Source organism: bacterium (assembly GCA_030704665.1).
In the GTDB taxonomy this organism is placed as follows: Bacteria; Patescibacteriota; Microgenomatia; order Woykebacterales; family RBG-16-39-9b; genus JAUYID01.
The window spans coordinates 389,594-408,142 of the sequence record JAUYID010000009.1 but is presented as its reverse complement, the minus strand read 5'-3'; the positions used below and the strand labels follow the sequence as shown (position 1 = coordinate 408,142).

Here is an 18,549-nt window from a genome sequence, read left to right as displayed (position 1 = left end):
CTACTACTTCAGTTCTCTTAATCTTTCGTCAGAAATCCCGAAGTGATGAGCGATCTCGTGCTGGACTGTTTCAATCGCCTGAGTTTTAATTCTTTCCGGATCCCCAGCTGAAACTATTTCAATCGGTTTTTGATAAATAGTGATTTTGTCAGGAAGAACAGTGACACTCCCACGTCCCCAAGCAGTTTGGGGGACTCCTTGATAAAGTCCGAGCAAAAACTGACCCGGCGGGTTTCTCTCTGGCCAATCTTCGATAACTAAATCAACGTTGTCCAGTTTTTCTTTAAAGAAAGCCGGTATTTCTTCCAGCGCCTCTACGACAAGGGCTTCAAATTCGGGGTTTGTCATCATCTTCATTATAAACTGGCCTACCAGTTGTATAATGCACTCAAGCAAGAGCGAGAGTTCAAAAGAGAGGGATCTCATGGGTAAAGTATCACAAGGCGTACCGGAAACTCCGCTTTCCGCCTCAACACCGTGGTGGAAGCGAGACTGGTTCTTTGGGTTGTTACTTGTAATCGGTTCGCTTACCTTCGTCGCCGTCTTCGTCTTCTTCTTTGGGAGTGACGAGGAAGCGGAAAACACTGCGAGCACAGGTCAGAACCAAGCAGATGTCTCGGCCAATCAGGTTGACACACCGACTCTGACTCAACAACACGAGGTTGGGGATGTTTTGCGTGTACCGGCCACTTACTGGACTTGTGAAGTCCTTCCTGATCTTCCTGGACGTTGTCTGACACAGCTTCACGTTCATCAGGGCGACTTCGTCCAGGTTCGTGGAGAGCCAGAAATTCTCGGTAAGAGCGAGAAGTACCCGGCCGGCTTTTGGTTTTGGCCGGTGATAGTTCTGCGCGGCGGCGTCTATGTCGAAGGGTTGGATTTCTACATTTCGGACAGCGATCAGCTGTACGGTCCTTTCCCCGAACTACCTTCGCGGCGCAAACCCGATTTCGAGATTGGAGAGGAGTTGCTCGTCGGCTACAACTTCATCCTTCGGGCGTCACCGAACGGTGAACCTCTCCACATCGATGAGTATGGACGCACGGACCTTGCTTACGGAAGAGACAGGGTTACCCTGATGTCCGAACCCGTCCTTGGCAACGATGGTCACTACTGGTGTGAGGTCCAAGGTCAGTACGTAGAACTTGGCTGGATTCCATGCGAATTCCAGAGAATCGAGTAGAGGTCAAGGGTGCGAGCACAAACGGTTTTAACCAACCTAGCTCGCACCCGAAGGACCCGAAAGAACTCCCGAACACTCACCCGAAAGTTACTTAAATAGTCTTATTCAACACCCTAACGTCATCCTGAACGACTAGTGAAGGATCTCAAGATTCTTCAGCTTCGCTTCAGAATGACAGCTTTTTATTTTGCTCTTGTTGCTGCGGTAGGGTAATTAGGTTAAAATTAAATTCATGCGGCCTGCCGTTTCTTTTACTAGTTATTTGCTTCGTCTCCCGATTGATTTCGTCGTTTGGTGGTTTCTCGAAGCAACTGTTGAACTCATCCAAATCCTCATTTACATCTTTCGCGCCTTTCTCCAGCTGCTTTCCATTGATTCGATCTTCAAAACTTTCTTCAAACCGTGGAAAAATGAGTACCGAGAAGGTTTGACGCGCTTTGCGACCTTTTTCGGAGTAGGTTTGAAAAGCTTACTTTTGGTCTTTGATGCTTTCTTCTTGGTTGGGTTGATCGCAATCGAGGCCAGCCTCTTTTTAGTTTGGGTCGTTTTACCGTTTATCTTTTTCTGGGGAATTTATGCATCTATCTTCCGTTAAGGCTTCTATCTTTCAAATTGCCAGTTTCGACCTTTTCTACGGCTCCCTACCAGCCAAAGTCGCCCGTGGTGGACTGGGAGTAGTGCTTTTCTTGTTGCTGATCCTGCCACTGACCCAACAAACCGAAAAACCGCCTTACTTAGCCTTTTCCCTTTTCATTCTCTTCGTCATGTTTGAAGCTTTTTACCGCTACAAACTTTCTTTTTGGAAACCAGCTGCCAGAGTTGGGCAAGTAGGGGACTACCAAAAATTTATCAGCCTTTCTCTAGCAAAAATCTTGCTTAAAACCTCAGATTGGAAAGCGGTCGGTTCACTTTTTTCTTCTCTAGATTCAGCAAAACTTGTTGCTGAAGTTTTGACGAGGGCTGATTTTAGCCGCGAAGAAACTGCTTCTTTGAAAAAGTCTTTGGCCGATGAAAAAACTGACCTCAACCAACTGATGACCACCGCTGCTGAGTATACAAAAAAAGAAAAACGCTCCTTTGTCGATGAAATCGATTTACTTTTAACTCTCTTTGAAAAAAGTCCACTCCTGGCGCGGGCTCTTTTTCAGAAAAAGCTCAAAAGCAGCGATCTACTCAATATTGCTTTTTGGATACGCGGGGAGGAGTCGGTCCCTTTCTGGGAAAAATCTCCCAAACGTATGGGCCAGGGTATGGGAGAATTCTGGAGTGGAGGCTGGACCTACTGGACTGAGCAGTACACTCTCGATTTGAGCAAAGGTCTGGTCAAAGGTAGTTTTGACGGGACCTTGATCGGGCGCGACAAAGAAATCACCCAAATCGAAGAGGTTCTCGGTCGAGGCAGTAAACGCAATCTAATTTTGCTTGGGGAACCCGGCATTGGTAAAGAAGCTCTGATCTACGGTCTCGCCCTCAAGTCTTTGGTTGGAACCCTGCCGGAAGAGCTCAAATACAAGCGCTTTTTGCAGCTCGACCTGACTTCTTTAGTTGCGCAAGCACAAGGTGGGGAGCTGGAAGACAGAATCAAAAGTATCTTTGACGAGCTTTCACATGCCGGCAACGTCGTCCTTTACATTCCCCAAATAGAAAGCATTGCTGGAGCGACTTATGATCTTTCTGGACTTATTTTTAACCAAATCGCCAACTCTGCTTTACAAATCATTGCTACCTCGACAAGAAACGCTTACCACCAATATATCGAACAAAAACCTGCCTTTTCAGAGCATTTTGAGGTAACCGACATTCCCGAAACAAGCCAGGAAGAAACGATCCGTATCTTGGAAGGAAGGCTTGCTCAGATTGAAAAGAAACACCGGGTCACTGTCACTTACAAAGCTTTGACCTATTGTGTTGAGCTTGCCAACCGTTATTTGACTGATCGGGTTTTCCCCGGCAAAGGGATTGACTTACTCGACGAAATTGCGGCCGCCGTCAACCTCAAAAAGAAAGCTGTGGTTGAGCCAGGTGATGTTGAATCTGTTCTAACTGCAAAAACCAAGGTTCCAATCGCTTTAGCTTCTGGTGAAGAAGCGGAGAAACTGCTCAATCTTGAAAAAACGCTGCACCAGAGGGTTATCTCCCAAAACGAGGCTATCACTTCTGTTGCTGAAGCGGTTCGGCGGGCTCGCACCATGGTCCGAACCAGCCCACGACCGATCGGGGTTTTCCTTTTTCTCGGACCAACTGGAGTCGGAAAAACCGAAACTGCCAAAGCTCTTGCGCAATCTTATTTTGGGGATGAAAAAGCAATTATTCGTCTCGATATGAGTGAATTTGAAAATGAGACTTCGATCAACCGTCTCATCGGTCCACCGCCTGGACAAAGCGGTTTTGAGAGCGGGGGACAGCTCATGGAGGCGGTAAGGACAAAACCTTTTTCCTTGATACTGCTTGATGAAATGGAAAAAGCGCACCAAAAAATTCAAGAGACTTTTTTGGCTATTTTTGACGAAGGTAAGGCAGCTGATTCTTCAGGGCGTATCATTTCCTTTACCAATACTATCATTATCGCTACTTCCAACGCGGGGGCCGAGTACATCCGCGAATCAGTCAACGCAAATCTACCACTCACACAAATCAAAACTTCCTTGCTCGACAAACTCCAAAGAGAAGGCACCTTTAAACCTGAATTCCTCAACCGCTTCGATGATGTCATCGTCTTCAAACCTTTGTCCCAAACTGAAGTAGTTGAAGTGGTCAAACTCCTTTTTGCTGACCTAGTCAAAAGAATGGAGCAACAAGATATTAAACTCCAAGTCACAGCAGCAACCCTCGAGTTCTTGGCCAAAAAAGGCTACGATCCAACTTATGGGGCCCGCAGCCTGCGCCGCCTCATGCAGGATGAAGTTGAGGCTCTTCTTTCCAAAAAACTTTTGGAAGGGTCCTTGCAGCGGGGGAGCAGTGTCATTCTTGATTTCCAAAACGACAATTTAAGCCTCCTTCCCACTGTTCCAAATTCTTAAATACATTATCTTATAGCTTCTTCCGCTGTTTAAATAAGCCAAAAACTTATAGTTAAAGGATTACGGCTGATAGAGAACCCTTTGTCTACTTGACAAATGTTTTTTCGTTCCGCATAATAACCGAACGAAATTGCCCAGCTTGTCAGAAGCTGGTTTTTCATCTTTAAAATGACAAGACTTACCGAAAAAGTAAAAACTCTATCAAGAAAACGCGGCAAAATAGTTTTGGCAATTGTCGGGCTCATCATCGTCTTTTTCATTGGCAAGACCGCTCTTGGCGCAATCGGAAGTGACACCGGATCTTCTTCAAGTTCAACCTCAGTCAACATTGGGAAAAATTTTGACAGTATTGGTCGCACAAAAGATGGGCGACCAACCGACGGAACTCTTCCGATTAAACTTACCAACGCCCAAATCACCGACAAAGTTTTGGTTCAGGGCCAAAACGCCACCGCCCGAAACGGCAAGACCTTTATCGTTATTTACCTTGAAGTAGAAAACAAATATCAAGTTCCACTTTACACCACACCACTAGACTTGTTTCGTCTCGTCCGCTCTGATGGCAAACGCATCGCTCCGAGTGTTTCTCAAGGCAACGTCGAAGTCAGACCAATTTCAGTCAAAAGAAGCAACGTTGCTTTCGTCATCGACCGTAATGAAAAAAACTTCACCATCGAACTAGGTGAAATACGTGGGGAAAAACAAGCCGTACAAATAAACTTTAGATAGTAAGCTAGCCCGTAACGAAAGCGCCTTCGGCCCGTCTATATAGAAATAGAAAAGGACCGAAGGACCTGAGTCCGAAGGAGATTAAAAAAAGCTAGTCAACAAATTTAGTTTGTAAACTAAAATTATGATTGATGAGTTTTCCACTAGTCCAATAAGCGACCGTCTTCTCGAAGAGATAAAGATGGCCGTGGCCAACAAAGAATTTGGTTCAATTGAAATCTACATAGAATCAGGCCGAGTCGTCCAAATCACCGAAAGAATCATCAGGAAAACAAATAAACCCGAAGCAAAAAGACCTAATTACGTTTACTCAAGGCCTATTAACAAATTAAAATAGCTAGCTTTATGGTAGACCCGTTGGGTCTTGACAAGTTTTTTGAAAGCAACTTATAATCAAAGAAGAAGTGACTAACTTCTTCGCTGATTACGCCGAACACAGTGCGGCATAATACAAACTAACGAGAGATCGACATCTTCTGCTCCTTTTTAACAAGTAATTGCCCAAAACTTATTTCTTTGCCGACCGCAACCGGAGGCAGGTAACTCTGAACAAATTTATTTTGTTCTCAGGGTTTTCTGCCTCCGGTTTTTGTTTGGTGAAATTGTTTAACACTCTAAATTGTTGAGACTAAATTTATTAGGAATTTAGTAAATCTAAACACGAAAGGGGGTGAAACACAAATGAACAAAAAAGTAATTGCTGCTGCAGCATCTGCGGTAGCATCCCTTGCTTTCTCTTTGACTCCAGCTTTGGCGGGAACTGCTAGCAACGACACTACGGGTTACGGTTCCTACAATGAAGCGGAAGTCAGCACTAATAACGATGTAGATATCGATCAGAAGAATGAAGCTAATATTGTAAACAACATTAGCGTCTCTTCAAACACTGGTGGAAACACAGCAAACAAGAACACTGGCGAAGGTTCCGTCACCACTGGTGACGCTTCCGTCACAGTTTCTTTGAGCAACACCGCCAACTCCAACACTGTCAGTCTTGACAACTGTGGAGCTTGTACTGGTGATGTCTCAGCTTCTAACACCAAAACTGGTGCCGACTCCAAGAACATTGCTGAAGCTTCAGTTGACAACGACATCGATGTCGATCAAGACAACGAGGCCAACGTTTTCAACAGCGTAAGTGTCAGCTCAAACACCGGAGACAACGAAGCAAACAAAAACACTGGTGAAGGTAACGTCACCACTGGAGACGCTGAAGTAGTTGTCAGCATCGCCAATATGGTAAACGAGAATTCAGTTAGCATCAGCGGGGGTGACGGTGGAAGTGTTTCTGCTTCCAATGACACCACTGGAGCTGATTCTGAAAACTACGCCGACGCATCTGTAGAAACCGATGTCGATATCGACCAAGATAACGACGCCAACCTCTGCAATGACGTAGACGTTGAAGCCAACACCGGAGACAACGAAGCAAACAAAAACACTGGTGAAGGCTCTGTCGACACTGGTGACGCTAAAGTTGAGGTTGGAATTGAAAACAATGCCAACTCCAACTCAGCAAACGTCGACGCTTGCTGTGATGTTGAACTCGAAGCCGCCAATGAAAAAACTGGTGCGGATTCAAAAAACAAAGCTGAAGCTTCTGCTGACAACGATCTTGACATCGATCAAGACAACGAGGCCAACGTGAAGAACAGCGGAAAAATCAGTGCAAACACTGGTGACAACGAAACCAACAAAAACACAGCTGACGACCAGCACACTGGTGATGCTGATGTTGATGTTGAAGTTTCCAGCAGTGCCAACGAAAACTCCGTTAACGGAGACGAGGCTGATGGCAGCAACAACAACGTCGATGTAGACGTAAATGTAAACAGCAGCAACTAATGTCTGTTACCGATCCCTTTGTCTCTCCGGGTTTTCCGGAGAGACAGGGAGCCGGGAAGAGGTCGGGTAGTTAAAAGTACATTTTTTACAAAAGGAAAAGTGGGTTTTTAACCGCCCAGGAAAGAATAGAAAAACAAATGAAAAAATTTAGTCAAAAAACAATTAGCCTTTTACTCAGCTTACTCTTGGTAGCTTATTCAAGCTTTGGTTTGGTTGCCCCAGTACTAGCAGAAGGAGAGACGGGCACTACTACGACTACGACAACTGACAGCAGCCAAATCGATTGGAATGACCCAAACAACTGGTACGAAAAATGGACCGCCGAAAGAGCTGCCCGCAAGGCTGAAGCCGAAGCTGCCGCCGCCGAGGCAGCCGCGGCCGCCGCGGCCGCTACCAATTCCAACACCGGAGCAGATTCAACCAATAGCGCTAGTACCACAACTAACTCTGATACTTCGGTCAACGTCGACAACACCGCTAGTCTCCTCAACGTTACAAGTGGGGAAGCGAACACCGGTGAGAGCAGCTCAGATAAAAACACTGGCGACGGCTCGGTTGTCAGCGGAGATGCAGGTTTGGTCGCCAACCTAAGCTCAGATGCAAACAAAGTTTCAATTGGAGCAATGGATCCAAGCATTTGTGCGATCTCAACTTGTCTCGCTGTCAGTGGTGAGGCAAGCAATTCCAACACTGGAGCAGGTTCGGAAAACGACGCTTCTTCAGAAAGCAACAGCACAACTGATGTTTATATTGACAACGACCTCGATGTACAAAATCTGACCACTTTGACAGCCAATTCTGGTGACAATACTGCCGACAAAAATACTGGCGACGGCTCGGTTGTTACTGGGGATGCTGACCTGACTCTCACCGCCATCAACGTTGGTAACAATGTTAACGTGGGAGCTCAAGTTTTCAATGTCATGGATGATCAAAGCGGAGACTTAATCTTGAATTTCGATGATCTTCAAGTTCTCCAAACTGCCGCTGGAACTGGCCAAGCCAGTAGCAACGACACCACCGGAGCTGAGAGTAGCAACACTGCTTCCGCAACTTCCAACACTTCAAACACTTACTTTATCGACAACAACGGCAATCTGGTCAACTCTACGACTCTAGATGCCAACACCGGTGACAACTCAGCCAGTAAAAACACCGGTGACGGGACGATTACTACGGGAGATGCCAATGTTGCCGTCAACGTGATCAACTTTTTGAACAACACTTTTCTGGGTGGAGCCGGTGAACTCTTGCTTGGGGTAGTCAACGTTTTCGGAAACTTAAATGGAGATATTGTCTTCAATCCACCCCCAGTCGGAGAAACTTCGACAATCTTTTCACCGGAAAGCCTCAATGCCGCCAACTTAACTACTGGTTCCGATTCAGCCAACTTTGCCGATAGCTCAACTAACAACAGCTCAACTCTTGGAGTAAACAACACCGCCAACGTCTTGAACGGAATAAATCTCAACGCCAACACTGGTGATAATACAGCTGACAAAAACACTGGGACCTCCAGTATTCAAACTGGGGATGTCAACGCCAACCTTAAAACAGCAACCATCGCCAACACTACCACCGCTGGAAGTGACGGTACTCTCTGGCTCGTTTTGGTAAACAATTTAGGTAACTGGACTGGTCAGTTGATGAGTCTGAATGAGGATGGAGTAGCTTCTCCTTTCTTTAGCTTTGTAGTTGGTCCTGACGGCTCTCTGATGGCAGTCAACAACCAAACAGGAGCTGACAGCAGCAACAGTGCTGACTCTAGCGCCAACAACACAAATACTGTTCAAGTCAACAACTCAGGTACTGTTGACAACAATATTCAGATCAACGCCAACACTGGAGGCAACCAAGCTAGCAAGAACACCGGCAATGCTTCGATCAAGACCGGAGACGTCAACGTCGCTGCCAACGTCCTCAATATACTGAACAACACTTTTCTAGGTTCTCGTATGATCGTAAGTATTGTGAATATTTTTGGAAGCTTCAATGGGGATATCTTTCCTGACGGCAAGCCAGCAGAAAACATTGGCTCTACTGGCTTAGATCACGGAAAAAACAACCCAAGCAATAAAGTGATCAACTCTATCCTGGGTAGTAACACCACAACAGGATCTTCCAATACAGGTTCCAACCCCGGCAGCACGGGCGAGCAGAGCGCCAGTGCCGAAAGCCAAGACAAAAAATCCTTAGTCATGGGTGTTTCGGACAACTTTGGAACACCAAATATTACTCAGGTCGTCAACCAAGCCTCGGGTGGACTCTCACTGCGCAACCTTATCTTTATCTTGATTATTACTGCCGCCTCTGCCCAAACAATTCTGAAATTGGTCAGAGGGAGGTGGTACATACGAAAAATCTAGTTGTAAAAAGCTCCCTTATCGGCTCCACGATCGCAGCCCTGTTGCTGACCGCACCGTTAGCTTTGGCTGACAGCGCTACCAACGACACTACTGGAGCTGATTCTGAAAATACCGCCTCTGTTGAAACATCAAACCAAGTTACTATTTCTTCAAACAATGAAGCAAATGTAGTTAATACAATCAAAATCAGCGCCAACACTGGAGGCAACCAAGCTAGCAAAAACACTGGGGATGCCTCGATCACTACCGGAGACATCAACGGTTCTCTGACTGTAAATAACACACTCAACAGCAGCAACATCAACCCACCAACGTGTTGTGGAAGCTCAGAAGCGTCATCATCCGCCAATACCCAGACCGGTGCTAACTCAACCAACACTTCAAGGGTTGATATAAACAACTCCTTGACTCTCAATCAGAGTAACGTGATGAACATAAACAACCAAGCCCAGGTTGATCTGAACACTGGTAACAACGAAGCTGATAAAAATACTGGGGAAGCAACGATCAGCACTGGTGATATCAATTTCACTATCGGGATCGGAAATACTGGCAATAACAACAACGTCGGACCTACTCCAACACCAGGAACTAATCCAGAAGAGCCGGGAACTCCTAAAACACCCGGGACAGTCCTCGGAGAAAATGTCGGTGGTCTACCTGTGACTGGTAGCAGCCTTCCCGTACTTCCAGTCTTACTGACCCTTGCAGCAGGACTTTTGTTAAGAAGCTCTGAAGGAAAACTGCGAACTCGTTTCCTCGCCTAAAGCAAACCTGCCCTTTAGGCCTCCGCGGCTTTTTTTCTCAATTATCCCTTTAATTTAATCTTGAGGCTAAATATGAGCTTTTTTCTTGATTTATCAATCTATTTTCTAGTTTTAGTCTGACAAAAGCGGGGTGGTAGAGGATACCCACCCAAAGTAATAAGCAAATAAAGACCGTTCTGTCAGCCAGAATATCGATTTTTATCTAAAGTAAAACTAAGAGATTTTTAGAGAATGAACTTAGAGGGGATTCGCGTTAGATTTTACTGAAGAATTTAGTTCAATCAACGAAAGGGAAGAAAGAAGAAAATAAAAATCTATCTCGGCAGGGGGCCTTAGATTACGTCGGATAAGATACATTGTGCGACGTAATCACAATCTGAACCTCTCTAGCCTCAGCCAGGCTTATTCGGCTTCGAGAGAAGAGTGTGTGGAAGATTAGACCTTCGAAAAACAAGGAGACACTACACTTCTAAAACTCCTACTGTCTTTTTTGTTTAAAATTTAAAGTCCGGACGACTACTGATGCATCTCTTGGATCTAAAAGCCGTCCTGGGCCCTTACAGCGCCTTGCTTTTAGCCTCATTTTCAGGCTAAACTCATAATTACCAGCTAGGTTTGTTGGGGATAAAAATAGCCCACTAGACCAGGCTAAAAATTAAATTTTCTAGCCAAACAGACTGTGAAGGTGGTAAAAAGAGAGCCACTTATCCACAGAGAAGGGGTTAGCACTCTCTCCGCGTGGGCGTCAGACGAAGTCTCTTTCGGGTTTTTTTGGTTTTGTCAGGGATTTGTAAAGATTGTTTAAGACCCTATAGTATTAATACTTTCCACACGTGGAAACTTACTATATCATAGTGCATCACTTTTGCGCTCCAAAAAATCTACCCCTCTTCCGTTTTGACTCTACTCCTCTACTCGACTTTTGCTCTCTTCTATCCCCAACTAGTTGTCGCTGACAAAAGAAAGAAAACACAGAGTGAGACGAAAAGATATTCTACAAAAGCTCGGCTCGAAAGATCTTCCTTGGCCAAGTGCTGCACTATCCCCAACAGCACGTAAACCAAGGCTGCCAGAGCTAAACCAACTTTTGCTGGAGATAGGGGCCAAAAAGTAAGCACCCAAGCAAATTCCGCTAGAATCAAGGCACAAACTAGACAATCACGAAAAAGGGTCTTTTTGTCTGTTTCCTCAAGATTTATTTGCCAAAAAGCCTGTCCGAAAAGGAAAAAACCAACCCCGAAAACAAAAAGACTAAACGCCCAACCCCACAGCCCCAGACTAAACAACAAGGAAAAGAAAGCGAAAGAGACAAAAAGGCTTGTCAGATAACCAACCGTAGTAGCCGCCCGCAGCAAAGGAATGTTTCGCTCTGCCGAAACGTTAAAGATGTTTTCCGCGAGCAAGATAGTGTAATAAACTGTCCCGAAAACTCCTACTAGCAACAAGCGTAAAAACGGCTCAGGATCAAATTTGAAAACAAAGAGAGCAAAACTAGAGGTCAAAGTCACCGGCAAAACAAATAGAGTCAGAAATTCCAAACCAGAAAGATCAGAAAAGATCGACCAGGCCGACAACAAGTAGCTTAAAAGAATAATCGCCCCCAGGGCATAAAGTTTGTAGTCGGGAGTCAAATTGGGCAGCAAAAAAATTGCTGCTGCCAAAAAGAAGGTACTGATAGCAATTTTCTGTCTTTTGGTAAGGCTTAACATTTACTTTGGCTTTATCTTTGCTCCCGTGTCAAGCCCAGCTGTCTTAAAGTGATGACAGAGGGCAAGTGCCAAAGCATCAAAAGCATCATCACGAAAACGAAAATATTCTTTTCCAGCCTGACTTTTGACACTGGGTAATTTTCTTACTCCAAGGAATTTGAGAACCCCTTTTTGAACCTGTTCCTTGTCGGCTCGCCCACTACCCCCAACCATCAGTTTCATCGTTAGTCCAGTGTAGCCAAAAATCGGCAAATGCTTCTCGGCTGCGGCTAAATAAATCGCTCCAATCGCTTGACCCACTGCAATCGCGGTCCGATGATTTACCCCAAAGAAAATTTGCTCAACACTCATCACATCGGGCTTGTACTCGGCAATCAACTTACTAATCCCCTCCTTTAAAGAAAGCAAGCGGTACTGGGCTTCCCTTTCCTTATCAGTAACAATTATCCCGAAGTTTCGAGCAATGAATTTGGTCCGGCCGTTCGCCCCGTCTACTTTAAGGACTCCCCAACCGGTCGTCGCTGTACCTGGATCAATACCTAAAATTAGCATAAATTTTAACACCCAAACCCAAAGCAAACTTTAAAGTTAATAACAAAATACAGGAACCAAAAAACTATCGAGATAAACAAAACTATGAGAAAACGAATAACCCATTTCATAAATGGTTAAAGTCCCCATTTTTTCTTCGCTCCTCTATTTGGGCAAGGACTTTCGGATACTCTTCCTCCAAATCTAAATTGTAAATTGCGGCAACACAAAAAATTGAGTAAAGGACATCACAAACTGAGTCTGTTAAATCAGCTTTCGAGCGCTTAGGACTCTTCCATCCCTCTTTAACTTGGATAGCATTGGCCAGCTCTCCCACCTCCTCGACCAAATCATTGAATCTTTGGTAAATCTCCCACTGTTTTCCTGGCATGGAGTCTGAAACTTCTTTTGTCTTAATAACTGCTTCGTTTAGATTCATCGATTAATTAGTTTATAAATTACCTTAGCCAAAATGGCTATTATCAAGGCCACCAGAATCGTAGGGAAAGCAAGAAGAAGCAAATCAACTACTGACACCTCTGTGTGCAAGAACGGTAAGAAATGAAAGAATTTAGCCGTAGCAAAGACAAGGTGCGCTCCGGGATCAAAAACCAGTTTACCCTCTTCCAGACTCAACCACAAACCAAGAAAAACAAATACTAAACCCCCACCAATTAAGGCTGAGAAAATAGCTTTAGTATAGGAAACCTCCCCTTTAGTAGAACCAATCATGTAACCTTCTCCAAAATCTCCTCGGATATATCGAAATTAGCATAAACTTTCTGGACATCGTCGAGATCTTCAAGCCTGTTAACCAAATTCAGCACTGTCTCAGCTTGTTTTGGATCATTAACCGCCACTTGGCTCGCTGCCTTTTTACTGACTTCCCAACCTGTAACTTCAAAACCAGCTGCACGAAGCTTTTCTTTGACCTCTTCTAATTTTTGAGGAACGGTGTAAACAGTGACTGACTCTCCATTTTGTTCAACATCCTCAGCCCCGGCGTCCGCAGCTGCTAAAAAAACTTGGTCTGGATCTGCTGCTTTGACATCTATTGCTGAGGTTGCTTTAAACAAGTAATTTACACTTCCTGGGCCTCCAAGAGAACCCCCAGCCCGTTCGAGAAGGCTTCGTATCTCCGAGGTAGTTCTTATCTTGTTGTCGGTCACAGCATCAATCATGATCGCCACTCCGGCCGGTCCGTAACCTTCATAAATAACTTCTTCAAGACTTTTCTCTCCAGAGGTACCGGTCGCACGCGTAATTGCCCGTTCTATGTTTTCCTTGGGCATATTGACTGCCCGCGCTGCATCAATTGCCAAACGCAATTTGAAGTTTGAATCGGGGTTTCCTCCCCCCTCACGAGCCGCAACTGTCAGCGCATTCCCGGCTTTAGTAAAAGCTTGACCTCGTTTAGCGTCATTGGCCCCTTTCTGTCTTTTAATAGTACTCCATTTGGAATGACCGGACATTGCCACCTCATTTTAACACAACAACCTTTGGCTTTGAAGCTGGCTTGGGATGAAATCGAGCCGTCTTTTTTGCTCCTCTGTCAAGGTCTTGACAAAACTCGCCCTTTAATTCTTATACTAGTAACTATGAACGAAGCTTTACTTGATCCTAGATCCGAGCAGGCCATCCAACTCGCTCTCGAAGCCAAGTGGGACCAAGCCTTGAAATTGAACCTAGAGATAATAAACGATTATCCTGACGATGTTGATACCCTAAATCGCCTGGGCAAAGCCTATACCGAAACCGGCAACATCAGCAAAGCCAAATCTTTTTATCAAAAAGTTTTGAAGCTGGATCCCTACAATGGAATCGCGACCAACAATCTAAAACGTCTCTCCAGTGTCAAGGCGGAAGATTTAAAAAATCTTCCCTCACCGGTGGTAAATCTTGACACCTTTCTTGAAGAACCCGGTAAAACTAAAGTTATCGAAGTTGAAGATCTAGCCATGACACAACTTCTTGCAACCCTCAAAACCGGCGACCCCGTCGATCTCAAGGCTAGCAAAAAAGACGTGACTGTTGTTTCTTCAGCTGGGAAAAGAATTGGTAAATTAAACAACCTCTGGGGCGAAAAAATCGCGGAGGCAATAAATTTGGGGGCCGAATTCTCAGCGGTAATAAAGGCGGTTACAATTCAAAAGCAATCTAGTGTTTCAGTTTTAATTCGTGAAACCAGGCGAAGTCCCAAGCTCTCTCAACCAATTTTTCCAATTGACAATTCCTTCACTCCCTACGTCAGAGAAGAGGCTTTGGGTTTACTCTCCAACCAAGACCCGGTTCAAACCGAATCTGATGAGTCAATTGAAGAAGTCGAAATCAAAGACATCCCTGCGGCGAACTCAAGTTTTGACAACTTGAACCACAAAGAAATTGAAGAAAATGGTCCTGGTTTTAACGAAATGGAAGAAAACTAAGTCAACTCGTCCTCATCGACGACTTCTTTGACTGGTGGGAGTTCAACCTTTTCTGCCTTTGGTACTGTTGCCTGAGCTATTTCAACCTCTTTGTACTCTATTTCTTTTTTGGGAGCTTCTTTTTTGCTTGTCTCCTTGGCAATTTCTTTTTTGGTACCAGACGGTTTTGGCTTGCCTGGCTTTTTCCTTGGCTCATTATGAACCTTTTGCTTACTCTGCTGTGAAACAATGTCTTCTGGTACGGGAGGGGCTTCAGAAACGCTCGTGGATTTTTTACTTATCGATTCTATCGCACCAAAGGAGGTCGAGAGGTTGGTTGCTGGTAAATGTAAACTGACTTCGTCCCCAACCTCACCGTCAAAATGAGTCACCGCTGCGGGCAAAACTTTGTAGGATCCTTCTGAAGTGACGACCCTCCATTTTCCATCCTTTTTGGTAAGAATACCAACTGATTTGTGTCTTTTTACGTGTTCAATTTGTTTAAACCTCTTTTCTCCCCCCTCCTCCACCAATTTTAGAGTGTCCCCAGCAACCAATAAACTTTTGGAGGCATAGTTTTCTGCCACGGGAAAGCTTTCCCCACTCTCAGCGACCATCTTTTCGCCATCAAAAATACCAACTACACCCGGCAATTCTTTGCTAGGGTTTGTCTTTTGGTGGTGGCTACCAGCGGAAGGGCTTTCCAGTTCCTCCAAGAGCTGCTTGGCTAGCTTGATACTGGACTCGGCTGACCCCAAGGCTTGTCTGATCAAATCAAATTTATTGTTGTTTTTGGCCATTTTACCTCCTTATAGTTTGGCGCTTTGTATTTTATTAAAGTTATCTTCTCGGCATCAAAATTTCGCCTGACTCTGATTCTTTTTGGCTTGGTTGTTGGATAGGAAAACGAAAGATTTCCACTTCACCACTTGAACCAACGCTCTGTCCTAAACCAAGGCCAGTATTTTCCCGCGAAAAAACAGGCGGTGCTAGATCTGCAGGCGCTGGGAGCTGAGGTTCTAAGTTGGTTTGAGAGACTTGGGCCCCCACGGACGGAGCCTTTTCGACTTTTTCTTCTTGGTCCGAATCAGCTAGTTCGCTTACGGGCAGTGGTGGACTCACCGCTGGTTCAGAAACTGGTGTCTGAGAAACTTCAGGAACGCCCAGCGGCCCCGTTTCAGGAATCGTCTCTAGTCTAACCTGCTGTTCTTGCAAAGGAACCGGGATCGATAAAGATTGTTCCGTTGGAGGAGTGGTAGTTTCTAGGGTTGGGATAACTTCTCCTTCAACCGGAGAGTCTATTTCCCGTCCGGAAATAAGAGCTTGCTTTTCCTCCTCAACTGCCCAGGCCGGAAGAAGTGGCGGCTGGCCAAGACGAAACTTGGTTTCAGTCCATTTTTTAATCATCTTCTCTACCCTCTCAACTGGTCTGGAATAGTTCATTCTGGAAATCTGAACCGCTCGCTCGTGAAGGTTGGTTGCATCAGTATAAGGAGCCAGAGAGCGGGCCGAAAACGGTGTTGAGGAAAAATCATCAATCTGAAGTTTTAAATACATTTCAAAACGACCCAAGTTGATAAAGTCGTTTTCCAAAAAAACTGGAGAAAACTCTCTCTCAAGGAAATGAGCGTCTTGATTTCCTACCCCAAAACAAATCAAGGTACCAACGTTACCAAAAATGGCGTCGCGCACTTCTTCAGGCATTTGTTCAATATATTGATGGGTAATAGTCAAATCTAGGCGGTATTTACGTGCTTCAGAAAGAATAACGGCAAAACTCTCAGTCGCAAAGCTCTGAAACTCGTCGGCATAAAGAAAGAAATCGACTCGTTGCTGTTCTGGAATATCAACCCGTCGCATGGCTGCAAATTGAAGCTGGGAAACAATCATCGCTCCCAACAAAGACGTGTTGTTGGCTCCAATACGACCCGAGGCTAGGTTTACAAAAAACAGCTTGCGTCTGTTAATGATATCGTCGACTTTAATTGTACTCTTGGCTTGTCCCACAATGTTGCGGATTAACTCTGAATTTAAAAACTGCCCTACTTTATTTTGAATCGGACTGATAGCCTCAGTAATTAATCTTTCGTTTTGCTCCATCCGAGCGTACTCGTCCCTCCAAAAAGCTTTCATCTGCGGATCATTAATTTTATCAACGATAAATTTCCGATAGTCTTTATCGGTCAAAAGCCGAGTAATTGAAAGCAAAGAAGTATTCGGAACCTCAAGAAGGGTCAAAATACAGTTTTTTAAAATATACTCAAGTCGCGGTCCCCAAGAGTTCGCAAAGTATTTTTTAAAGACATCAACCAAGGAGTCGGCCATTAAGGTTCGTTGTCTTGGATCCACCATCTCCAACATGTTGAGAGAGACCGGATAATCTGCATCGGCTGGGTTGAAAATAACGACGTCATCAATTCGATTTTCCGGTACAAATTCCAAAAGTTCCTCTATAAGTTGCCCGTGAGGATCCAAGACTGCAACACCTTCACCATTACGCATATCCTGAATGATCATATTTTTGATCAGGGTGGACTTCCCTACTCCAGTTTTTCCGATTAAGTACATGTGTTTGCGACGATCTGCTTTTTTGATTCCAAATCTAGTACTTAAGTCGCGGTACATAGTCTCTCCCAAGAGAGTAGCGTTTTCTGTTGGGAGGTTGAGTGGTGGCTCCCCCTTCTTGGCTCGGGTCCAAGAAATAGTCGGGGTTTCAACTGACAAGTTCGGTAAGTGGAAAATAGAGGCCAACTCCTCAATGTCAAGAATAAAGTCTCCACTCTCTTTCTCTGGGAAAGAGCGCTGTTGAAAACTGGTGACAACAGCAGAGGAGGAAGGAGAATCTGAGTCAGCTATAAACCCGTTCAAATTTGCCGTCGTAAACTGCTTAAAGGCGCCAAGTATTCCTCCTAGTTTTTGGCGGGCGGAATCTTCACTTTGCGCTACAGCCACAGCTCGTATTTTGGTCTCAAAACCTATCTTAGAAAGTTTGTTTTCAATCATTTTGAGCTCGAGTTCTTGGCCGGCGGAGAGCCTTGGAGGCGGTGGTGTCCGGACCGGCCCGGGATGAGGGTCGACTGGAGTTGGGCCTTTGGCGATATAAGGGAAAATATTCGCTCCAACAGAAACTATTTGTTTTCCAACATCAATAATTATGTCTTGTGGGTTGATACTAACCGGGTGAGTTCCTTCTCTAACTAGTTTTACGTATTCATGGCCGCGGTCCTGCCAAAAGTCATCAACAGGACGAACTAGTATTTGTAACCAAAGTTGCTCACTATTTCCCAAGGAAGAAAGGGCACTTGTAATCGCTGCGAGCGGATCAACTTCAAAATCTCGGAAAGTTTTAATGGGAAAAATGAAGTCTTTGCTTAAAGTTATCTCAGAAGCCGCCACGTGGGAGTTGTCCCCGATACTTTTGGTGTAGTCGACAGCCTCGCGAATTTCAGCAGTTGGGTATTGAGCGTAAATTTGACTCTCAACAAAACTTTTAAACTCAGTTGGAGTATAGACATAAAATCGTAAACCATCCACCGACGAAGCCATTTCCAAAGAAATATGCTCTTGGGCATCCGGGGTAAACCGTAACAAACCATGAAGAGACGCGAACATCTGTTCGGCCGCCACCGGAAGTTTTTCGTTTTCTTTTGGGAGTTGGATTGAAAGTAGAATACCTTGTTGTATTTGCGACTTGCGGTCACCAATCTCAATTCTGCGCGCCGCTCTCCAAGCAAAGAAGAAACAAATCGCCAAAATCACTATGATCGCAAGAAAGTACAATGGAGCCATTTTATTGTCTCTTTCCCTGCCAAGCTGACAGGCGACCCTCCCTTTTTATTTTTCTCCTCATGAGAAGGATTTTAACCTAAATCACGTTCGGAGTCAATCTTGAAAGTCTTTGTCTCAGCTTCAGAAAAATTTCGAGTTTTTTGCCTCTAAAAACGAGAAAACCCCCGAAGGGGTTTTCTCAAATTAGGAGAGGCTATTTTGGCCC

17 protein-coding genes are annotated in these 18,549 nt (G+C 44.9%); 9 read left to right on the top strand and 8 right to left on the bottom strand.

The annotated features are described in order from the left end of the window. Positions 1-3: 3 nt before the first annotated feature. Positions 4-348, bottom strand: coding sequence for a metallopeptidase family protein (locus tag Q8P13_02300; GenBank protein MDP2671271.1), 345 nt, complete (start codon positions 346-348; stop codon positions 4-6). A 76-nt stretch (positions 349-424) separates the two neighbouring features. Between Q8P13_02300 and Q8P13_02295 the strand changes: the two genes are divergently transcribed. The 8 genes from Q8P13_02295 to Q8P13_02260 all read left to right on the top strand — a co-directional run bounded on the left by Q8P13_02295 (position 425) and on the right by Q8P13_02260 (position 9,910). Beyond that, positions 425-1,183 (top strand): hypothetical protein, encoded by a 759-nt coding sequence (locus Q8P13_02295; protein MDP2671270.1) that lies wholly within the window; start codon positions 425-427, stop codon positions 1,181-1,183. 232 nt (positions 1,184-1,415) lie between these two features. After that, entirely contained in the window at positions 1,416-1,778 is a 363-nt protein-coding gene (locus tag Q8P13_02290) for a hypothetical protein (GenBank protein ID MDP2671269.1), read from the top strand. Then, on the top strand, positions 1,759-4,203 hold the full coding sequence (locus Q8P13_02285) for an ATP-dependent Clp protease ATP-binding subunit (GenBank protein MDP2671268.1): 2,445 nt from the start codon (positions 1,759-1,761) through the stop codon (positions 4,201-4,203). The genes Q8P13_02290 and Q8P13_02285 overlap by 20 nt, the downstream gene beginning before the upstream one ends. A 168-nt stretch (positions 4,204-4,371) precedes the next feature. Further along, entirely contained in the window at positions 4,372-4,932 is a 561-nt protein-coding gene (locus Q8P13_02280; GenBank protein ID MDP2671267.1) for a DUF4352 domain-containing protein, read from the top strand. Positions 4,933-5,056: 124 nt separating this feature from the next. Continuing rightward, positions 5,057-5,269 (top strand): DUF2292 domain-containing protein, encoded by a 213-nt coding sequence (locus Q8P13_02275; protein MDP2671266.1) that lies wholly within the window; start codon positions 5,057-5,059, stop codon positions 5,267-5,269. Between the two features lie 344 nt (positions 5,270-5,613). Then, the gene (locus tag Q8P13_02270; GenBank protein ID MDP2671265.1) at positions 5,614-6,777 is read left to right on the top strand and encodes a hypothetical protein; all 1,164 of its coding nucleotides are present in this window, start codon (positions 5,614-5,616) and stop codon (positions 6,775-6,777) included. Between the two features lie 137 nt (positions 6,778-6,914). Then, positions 6,915-9,143: a hypothetical protein gene (locus tag Q8P13_02265; GenBank protein MDP2671264.1), complete on the top strand. Its 2,229-nt coding sequence runs from the start codon at positions 6,915-6,917 to the stop codon at positions 9,141-9,143. Continuing rightward, a complete protein-coding gene (locus tag Q8P13_02260) occupies positions 9,122-9,910 on the top strand; it encodes a hypothetical protein (GenBank protein MDP2671263.1) in 789 nt (262 codons plus the stop codon). The genes Q8P13_02265 and Q8P13_02260 overlap by 22 nt, the downstream gene beginning before the upstream one ends. A gap of 932 nt (positions 9,911-10,842) precedes the next feature. On the opposite strand, the gene Q8P13_02255 is transcribed toward Q8P13_02260, so the two are convergent. The 5 genes from Q8P13_02255 to Q8P13_02235 form a co-directional block, all read right to left on the bottom strand. Beyond that, positions 10,843-11,619 (bottom strand): hypothetical protein, encoded by a 777-nt coding sequence (locus Q8P13_02255; protein ID MDP2671262.1) that lies wholly within the window; start codon positions 11,617-11,619, stop codon positions 10,843-10,845. Beyond that, on the bottom strand, positions 11,620-12,171 hold the full coding sequence (locus Q8P13_02250; protein ID MDP2671261.1) for a crossover junction endodeoxyribonuclease RuvC: 552 nt from the start codon (positions 12,169-12,171) through the stop codon (positions 11,620-11,622). Positions 12,172-12,277: 106 nt separating this feature from the next. Then, the gene (locus tag Q8P13_02245; GenBank protein ID MDP2671260.1) at positions 12,278-12,589 is read right to left on the bottom strand and encodes a MazG nucleotide pyrophosphohydrolase domain-containing protein; all 312 of its coding nucleotides are present in this window, start codon (positions 12,587-12,589) and stop codon (positions 12,278-12,280) included. Beyond that, a complete protein-coding gene (locus Q8P13_02240; protein MDP2671259.1) occupies positions 12,586-12,882 on the bottom strand; it encodes a hypothetical protein in 297 nt (98 codons plus the stop codon). The genes Q8P13_02245 and Q8P13_02240 overlap by 4 nt, the downstream gene beginning before the upstream one ends. Further along, complete coding sequence (locus Q8P13_02235; protein ID MDP2671258.1) at positions 12,879-13,622, bottom strand: YebC/PmpR family DNA-binding transcriptional regulator; 744 nt, start codon at positions 13,620-13,622, stop codon at positions 12,879-12,881. Before Q8P13_02235 ends, Q8P13_02240 begins: the two co-directional genes overlap by 4 nt. Positions 13,623-13,748: 126 nt before the next feature. Here Q8P13_02235 and Q8P13_02230 point away from each other — a divergent pair, with 126 nt between their 5' ends. Then, the gene (locus Q8P13_02230; protein ID MDP2671257.1) at positions 13,749-14,576 is read left to right on the top strand and encodes a tetratricopeptide repeat protein; all 828 of its coding nucleotides are present in this window, start codon (positions 13,749-13,751) and stop codon (positions 14,574-14,576) included. Here Q8P13_02230 and Q8P13_02225 read toward each other — a convergent pair. Continuing rightward, the gene (locus Q8P13_02225; GenBank protein ID MDP2671256.1) at positions 14,573-15,355 is read right to left on the bottom strand and encodes a hypothetical protein; all 783 of its coding nucleotides are present in this window, start codon (positions 15,353-15,355) and stop codon (positions 14,573-14,575) included. The two genes, Q8P13_02230 and Q8P13_02225, sit on opposite strands and share 4 nt — an antisense overlap. A 40-nt stretch (positions 15,356-15,395) precedes the next feature. Next, positions 15,396-18,344, bottom strand: a complete 2,949-nt coding sequence (locus Q8P13_02220; protein ID MDP2671255.1) for a type IV secretion system DNA-binding domain-containing protein — start codon at positions 18,342-18,344, stop codon at positions 15,396-15,398. Positions 18,345-18,549 lie beyond the last annotated feature (205 nt).